Raw genomic sequence first — 7,062 nt, forward strand, 5'->3', positions numbered from 1 at the left:
CGGGTCAGGGTGAGGGTGAGGGTGGCTGCCGCCGCGAAGACCAGGTGCCACGGGTTCTTGATCCAAAGCGATGCCCAGAGGCCGAGGCTTCCCGCTAACGCGGACCAGAGGAAGCCGACCGCAGCTCCGGTCAGCCAGGACCCGATGGTGATGGTCAGCGCATAGAAGGCGGCACTTCGCCAGGTGACGGTCATGTCACGCTCCCCGTGATGGATGGCGGGCCGCCGGGCAGGGGCCCGCTCTCTGTGGTCAGTTTCCTCTCCGCCCCGGGGGAGCGGGGAGGCGGGGTCAGCAGCCACCGCTGCACACAAGTCCTCGCAGGCCCCGCGTCCACGGCGGACTAGGGTCTGTGCGGGGTTCGGATCACTGGATCGGCCATTCCCGCTCCGCGAGGGTGTCGGCTGCGGTAGACCGGACGCGTGACGCGTGGCGATCTGACCGATGCAGAGTGGGAGTTGATCGAGCCGCACCTGCCGCTGGGGGTGTCCGGGCCGATTCCTGACCTGCGCCGCTACTTCAACGCGGTGATGTGGAGGTTTCGGACCGGCAGCCCCTGGCGGGACGTGCCGGAGAGTTACGGCTCCTGGTCGACGGTCTATGACCGGTTCCGGCTGTGGGCCTGTGGGTGCCGACAACCCTGTCACCTGTGCTGAGCTGTGGCTTCAGAGTCACGATGGGATCACATCGAAGGTGTTCGCGAGCCCGTCGGCGCAGGCTTGGGAAGCGTGACGTTCCGTCTGGTCTACCGATTCGGCTGCCTCCTGCTCAGCTGGCTGCGCCTGCTGGCCCGCTCCTCCGCGGCCAAGGATGCCGAGATACTGGTGCTCCGGCACCAGCTGGCCGTCCTGCAGCGCGGCAGCCCCAAGCCAGCCTTCACCCGCGGGGACCGCGCGGTGCTCGCCGCCCTGCTCCGCTTGCTGAGCAAGCGTCACCGTTCATCGTTGAAGCTGCTGGTCACCCCGCGTACCGTGCTGCGCTGGCACGCGAGACTGGTCGCGAAGAAGTGGACCTATCCGCACCGAGGCCCGGGCCGTCCGGCCAAGCCCGAGGCGCTGCGTGCTCTGGTGCTGCGCCTTGCTTGCGAGAATGACGGGTGGGGGTATCGCCGGATCCACGGCGAACTGCTCAACCTGGGCTGGAAGATCGCCGCCTCGACGGTGTGGAAGATCCTCCAAGAGGCTGGGATCGACCCGGCGCCCCAGCGCGCCGACCGCTCCTGGGCCCGGTTCCTCAAGGCTCAGGCCCGCGGGATCCTCGCCGTCGATGTCTTCCACGTGGACACCGTTCTCCTGCGGCGCCTGTTCGTCCTGTTCTTCGTCGAGCACGGCACCCGGCGGGTCCACATCGCCGGCGTCACCCGGCACGTCACCGCCGCGTGGGCCACCCAGTGTGCCCGGAACCTCCTGATGAGCTGGGACGACACGCGCGGCGAAGGCGTCAGATTCCTCATCCGGGACAACGCCGGCTACTTCACCGAGGGCTTCGATGCGGTCTTCACCGCCGTCGGTGCCCGGGTCGTGCCCATCCTGCCGGGCGTGCCCCAGATGAACGCGATCGCCGAGCGCTGGGTCGGATCCTGCAGGCGCGAGGCCACCGACCGCGTCCTGATCACCGGGGAGCGGCACCTGCGGCTCATCGTCGGTGAGTACGCCGATCACCACAACGAGCATCGGCCTCACCGATCATTGGGACAACGGTGCCCCGACGGCCTCGGCGCGCCCGAACCACACGCCGTCGACGCCCTATCGCGCATCCTCCGACGTGACCGCATCGGCGGCCTTATCCACGAGTACGCGCAGGTCGCATAGGGTGACGGAGGTTGTCGGCACGCACAGGCTCTTCCACTTGCTGATCAAGGTCAGACGTTGATCCCTGGTCAAGTGCGTCGCCATGCAGCCCTCCGCCCTACCGATGTGTACATTCGCATCAGCTTAGGAGTTGGGACTGACAAGCCCACCCGGATGCTGCCCGTCGGTCGTGCTGGGCCGCGCGCCGTGCCGCGCGAGCCGCCGTCACCAGGGCCGTAGTTGTTCAGAGGCCCGGTCAGGTCGACTCGAGGCTCCGCTGAGGTCTCCAGGAGGGGCCGCCGCGCCCAGTGGCTAGGACCGGAAGCGTGCGGTCTGCTCTGAGATACGGAGCAGGAATTCCGTGATGGGCGCCCCTCCGTCGTCAGGGACGAGAACGAGTTCTGCCTCGTAAATCGCCTGGTCGGCAGCCAGAGCGGCCTCCTCGTCATCACGCCTCCAGGCGTCCCGCGACGCTTCGAACAGCGGACGAACGGTCTCCCAGGCAGAAGCAGGCTCAAAGCGACAGTCGGTCCAGAACATGTCGACGCCTTCGCGTGTCAGCGTTCCAATGAGCGCGTCCCCCCATGTGAGCTGCCAACTCTGTGCCGTCATGACTTCCCCTTCCCTACGCCGGATCGCTCGCAGCGCACAGAGCGGCGGTAGCCCTCCGGCCGTCAGGACACCACCTGTCCAGCCGCGCCCTCGACCACACGGCCGTGTCCCTGGCCGAGTTCGAACTGGGCGCGCGCCTCGGCCATGGCCCGCTGCCAGCTGCGTTGAGCGCCGCCGTACTCGCGGGCCAGGTAGGCGGCCATGCCACGCCGGTATCCGCCGGCCTGCCGAAGTTCGGCGAGGACTATGGCGACAGCACGCTCGCGGCGCGCGCGGCTGTGCCCGCCGCCCTGATTGCCGCGGCCGTCTCCGGGACGCCGCCCCGCTGCTCCGAGACGGCCGGTGCCGACTTCCCTCTTCCAGGCGGTCCAGAACACCTCCACGGCGTCCTGCACGTCCTGCACGTAGTAGTGGGTGCGGTTCAGAGGTCTTCGATGGCGAGGGCCGCGGCGGCGAAGCACACGGCTTTTTGTTCGTCTGAGAAGTCCCGTACGCGCTTGCCGTGGGAGCGGGCTGCTCAGTCCAGTGCTGCTTCGGTGTGCTTCGCCATGCCCGCATTTTTCCAGGTGGAGCGGGGCGACGCCGGGCGTCGCGGCGGCTTAGCCTGCGTTCCCGGCCCGGGCCCGGGCCTTGAGGAGCTGCCGCAGGCCGGTCAGTAGCCGCTCGTGGAAGACGGCGGGGGCCGCGGCTGCGGGAGCCGTCCGCAGCCGCTCGACGTGCCGCATCTGGTTCTGGATCCAGGGCACCTCCTCCCGGGCGAGCTGCCGCTCGAACTCCGCCTCGTGCCCGCCGGCGGCGAGCGCTTGGAGCATCACGGCGCGCCGTTCGGGTTCGGGCGCGTCCGCCGCTCGTGGGTCGGTGACAAAGAGAGCGGTGTATTCCGGATGGTCGGGCCACCACCGCGCCATCCAGCGCAGGGCGTGGTTGCGTATCGCGGGGTCGCGATCGGCCGACGCGCAGTGGTACAGCAGCTCACGGACCTTCGGGAGGTGCGCGCAGCGCTCGGTCAGCCACTGGAGTGCGGCCACCCGGAGCTTGGGGTCCGGACCGCGTTTCGCGCCTTCCAGGAGTGCGGCCGTCGCCGCGGGATCGCCGCCCCAGGTCTCGCCGAGCACATGCATCGCGGTCCGCCGCAGGCGGATGTGGCGGGAGGACCGGCAGCAGTCGATGAGGAAGTCCCGTGCCTCGGTGCTGAGGCTGTGGCCGATGGCGCGCAGAGCGGTCTCCGCGGCCCCGTCGGCGGGCGCGAAGCGCAGGGCGTCCCGCATCAGCAACTGGAGGTCCTCGGGATGCCCCCGCAGCCACGAGGTCAGCGTCTCCTTGTCGCCCATCACCTCGTGGTATTCGAGCAGCGTGCTGAGCTCGCCGTACTGGCGGGACCGCCAGGCCGCCATCGCCGTTCCCGCAGTCAACTCGGAGCCGAACATGGTGTCGTCTCTCCGGGGAGCGTCGGCGGGGTGGCGCGGTGCGGGAAGCGGTCGCGCCCCGCCGCCCTCCTCCTCCGGTTCCGACATCAACTCGGCCCGCAGCTTCGCCGCCGTGGCCCGTACCGCATCGAAGACGTCCTCCCGCGCCCGCCACCGAAGGAAGCGCACCGTCTCGTCGTCCGGGTGGCGGCGCGCCAGACAGCTCAGCGCCGCCTTGCGCGCACCTGGCGTGGGATCGCCGACGGCGCGGGCCTGGAGAAACAGCCGCAGTTCCGCAGCCTCTTCGTGCTCGACCGGGCGGACGCCCAAGGCCTGCAGGGCGGCGATGCGGACGATGACCTCGTCGTGCACGGCACTCGTCTTGATCGCCTCCGTGACGGTGGTGCTCGCCGGCCACCGTTCGCCCAGGACGGCGAGGGCTCCGGCGCGGGCGTTCGCGGACCGGGCGAACCGCGCGTACGCGATGACGGCGGGAAAGTCACGGTGCAGCGCACCGGCGAGCTGGACGGGGACGCGGGACTCGATGAACTGACCCCATACGTGGAACCAGGTCAGATAGCGGTCGCGCCCCGCCCAGTTTTCACCGAAGGAGGCGAGTGACGGGGTGACGCTCTCGGCCGCGAAGTACGCCGCGTCGAGGAAGAACGTTCCGAAGCTCTCGGTCCTCGCGCTCAGGTACTGGGTGATCCCGTCGACCACCGCGACGCTCTGGGTGCTCAGCGCCCCGATCTTCTTCACCTCGGCGAGCGCCCGGAGGGCGAGGACGAGCCGCTCCCCGCGGTCGGTGAAAGGGACCGGCCGGACGAGGCTGTCGACCAGCGTCCCGGTGTCGTGCTCCCGGAGCTGCCCGGCGAGCAGCAGGATCACCTCGTGCCAGGTGGTGTCCTCGGCCCTCGGGACGAGGACCTCGGAGACGAGGGCCTCGGGGGTCCACTCCCGTTCGTGCTCGTAGCGGTGGACGATGTCCGCCGCGGCCAGGTACTCCAGGAACGTGCGGTGCACGAAGCCCCAGGCGCCCCCGCCGTACCGGGCGAGGATGAAGTTGCGCTCCCGGAGTTGCTGGACCATGGCGCGGGCGGCGCGGCGCGCGACGTCCGGCCGGACGTCGCAGAGCTGGAGGTACTGGCGGAAGACGTCTTCGATGTCCGCCTCGGGCACGTAGTTGCCCGAGATGCCGCCTGATCCCTCCTGCATCCTGCGGGCGAGGAGCCGCAGCATCTCCAGGCGTTCGGTCTGGCCGAGCAGGTCGAGGGCTTCGGCGATCGGTCCGGACAGCGGGGCCGTCAGATGCTTGGCGTCCCGGTCCCAGCGGGCGACGAGCACGGTGACGGCGTGCTGGTACACCCCGTTCCGGTCGCGGGGGAGGGTCTGCCGGCGGCCGAGGATGGCGAGGACGGTCAGCAGAAGCGGGTTCCCGGCCAGTTCGCGCACCGACCGCGAGTGGGCGACCGCGTCCTTAAACCGGGTGAGGAGCTGCTCGGTGAGCGCGGGCTGTCCGGGGCACGCCGTCTCGTACCACCGGCGCGCGAACTCGTGGATACGAGGGGTGTCCAGGTCCTGGATCATGTAGTGGGCGAACCCCGCCCCGCCCAGCGTCTGCCGCTGGTAGCCGATGACCCGGGATGTGACGATCACCCGGCAGCGCTCGTGGTGGGCGGCGAACCCGGCGATGCGGCGGGCCGTCTCCGCCCGGAACTTCGGGTCGAAGATCTCGTCGAGCCCGTCGAAGACGAGGAGGACGCGTCCCTCGTCGAGAAGCCGGCCCAGGACGGGGAGCGGGAGCCCCATCCCCTCGGTGGTCCACAGGTGTGCGAGGAACTCCGCGAACGTCTGCTGCCGCCAGGCCGGTTGCGCGTAGTGCCGCAGCTCCACGATGAGGGGGATCCGGCCCGCGAGGCCGGCGAGGGCCCCGTCGGGACGCAGGCCGCCGGTCAGGGCGAGCGCGAGGTAGTGCGCGAGGGTGGACTTGCCGGCCCCCGGGTCGCCGAGGAGCACGACCCGCTGGCTCCCCTCCCGGGCAAGGACGTCGAGCACATGCTCAGCGGGCTGCCGACGGTACGCCTCCACGAGGGAGTCGAGCAGCTCCAGGTCGAGCCCCGGCGGCAGTTCCCCGTCCGCGGCCAGCTCTTCGCCCTTGAGGAGCTGGCCCATGAGCTCTCGGGAGAGCTCCACCGGCGGCGGGTCGGCCCGGACGGTCGGCACGACGAAGACCTCGCGCAGCTCGACACTCGGCTGCGTGCTCTGGTCGTTGTCGGGGGTGAGGACTTCCAGGTTGAGACTTCCGTACGTCTCCCGGACGCGGCGCGCGTAGGTCGCGAGCGCCCGGTCGGTGGCGGCGTCCCGCTCGTCCTCGGCGGCGTCGCCCGGGCTGTTGTCCCGGCTGCCGTCCCGGCCATCGTCCCTGGCCGCTTCGAGGAGCGTGACGAGCTGCCGGTGCCGGTTCCGCCACAGCTCCCGGTCCACCAGGGAGCCGCTGACCGGATCAGAGGGCGGGGCGCAGCGGACGCACGCGTCGAGGAACGCCGTCACGGCGTCCCAGTCCGGGGGCCTGACGAAATCGCCCTTTAGGAGCCGGTGGACGCCCGAGCTGCTGAGGGCCCGGCCGCCGGCCGCCGGGTTCCGGGCGCTCGTCCGCTCCAGCTTCGCGACGCTGGGCGTGCCCGCCGCCCAGTGCACCTCCCGGAGCCAGGCGGTGAACTGCTTCCGTGCCTCGTCTCCCCGCTGCAACGCCGCTCCCTCCCCGACGTCCCGGAACGTCCCGGGACGCCCCGCGTTCCGGCCCCCAGCCTAGGCCGCAACCTGCGGCGACGAGGCCGGTATCCCGATTCGACCCAGCTTCCACCACCGGCTGCCCGGGCGGCGCAAGGTGCTCCCGTCACCGACGAATGAACGGAGCACACGATGATGCTGCACGACCTTCTCGACACCCTCGGCCCCGTCGGCCTGCTCGTCCTCCTCGGCACGGTCATGGTTTTCGCGGGAGTGGTGCTGCCGACGATCTGGTCGCGCCACGCCTACCGCCGATCCGCAGCCCGCACGACCATGAACACCCTCCTCAAGGCGCTGCGCCGGCTCTATCCCTTCTGACGCCTGATCGACAGAGCATTTGGCTCAGCAGCCGAACAGTGATGGCGTCATGCCCACTCCATGCCCAGCTTCCGTAGTGCGTCCAGCTGCTCGGGGGTCGGAAGATTTCAAGTCCAGTGAGACGGTTGGGGCGCTATGAGGTTTGTGGT

At 70.3% G+C, this 7,062-nt stretch carries 6 protein-coding genes and 1 pseudogene; 3 read left to right on the top strand and 4 right to left on the bottom strand.

Features of this window, described 5'->3' with window-relative positions:
* Window positions 1-194 (bottom strand): annotated as a pseudogene (locus RH94_RS43025) (hypothetical protein); the annotation flags it as partial.
* Between the two features lie 225 nt (window positions 195-419).
* On the opposite strand from RH94_RS43025, the gene RH94_RS11055 reads away from it, so the two are divergent.
* Both RH94_RS11055 and RH94_RS11060 read left to right on the top strand, forming a co-directional pair.
* Entirely contained in the window at window positions 420-653 is a 234-nt protein-coding gene (locus tag RH94_RS11055) for a transposase (RefSeq protein ID WP_079188910.1), read from the top strand.
* A 72-nt stretch (window positions 654-725) separates the two neighbouring features.
* Complete coding sequence (locus tag RH94_RS11060; RefSeq protein WP_073946613.1) at window positions 726-1,808, top strand: integrase core domain-containing protein; 1,083 nt, start codon at window positions 726-728, stop codon at window positions 1,806-1,808.
* Between the two features lie 291 nt (window positions 1,809-2,099).
* Here RH94_RS11060 and RH94_RS11065 read toward each other — a convergent pair whose 3' ends face one another.
* From RH94_RS11065 to RH94_RS11075, 3 genes are all read right to left on the bottom strand, one after another.
* A complete protein-coding gene (locus tag RH94_RS11065) occupies window positions 2,100-2,399 on the bottom strand; it encodes a hypothetical protein (protein ID WP_073946614.1) in 300 nt (99 codons plus the stop codon).
* A 62-nt stretch (window positions 2,400-2,461) separates the two neighbouring features.
* Complete coding sequence (locus RH94_RS11070) at window positions 2,462-2,803, bottom strand: hypothetical protein (protein WP_073946615.1); 342 nt, start codon at window positions 2,801-2,803, stop codon at window positions 2,462-2,464.
* Window positions 2,804-2,998: 195 nt separating this feature from the next.
* The gene (locus RH94_RS11075) at window positions 2,999-6,553 is read right to left on the bottom strand and encodes an NACHT domain-containing protein (protein WP_073946616.1); all 3,555 of its coding nucleotides are present in this window, start codon (window positions 6,551-6,553) and stop codon (window positions 2,999-3,001) included.
* Window positions 6,554-6,727: 174 nt separating this feature from the next.
* Here RH94_RS11075 and RH94_RS11080 point away from each other — a divergent pair, with 174 nt between their 5' ends.
* A complete protein-coding gene (locus RH94_RS11080) occupies window positions 6,728-6,913 on the top strand; it encodes a hypothetical protein (RefSeq protein ID WP_073946617.1) in 186 nt (61 codons plus the stop codon).
* Window positions 6,914-7,062: the final 149 nt, after the last annotated feature.

This window comes from Streptomyces kebangsaanensis, assembly GCF_001906585.1.
Classification (GTDB): domain Bacteria; phylum Actinomycetota; class Actinomycetes; order Streptomycetales; family Streptomycetaceae; genus Streptomyces; species Streptomyces kebangsaanensis.

Bases quoted from the DNA above. Each gene is read 5' to 3' on its own strand.
- RH94_RS11065 (WP_073946614.1), bottom strand. From the start codon at position 2,399: ATGACGGCACAGAGTTGGCAGCTCACATGGGGGGACGCGCTCATTGGA.
- RH94_RS11080 (WP_073946617.1), top strand. From the start codon at position 6,728: ATGATGCTGCACGACCTTCTCGACACCCTCGGCCCCGTCGGCCTGCTC.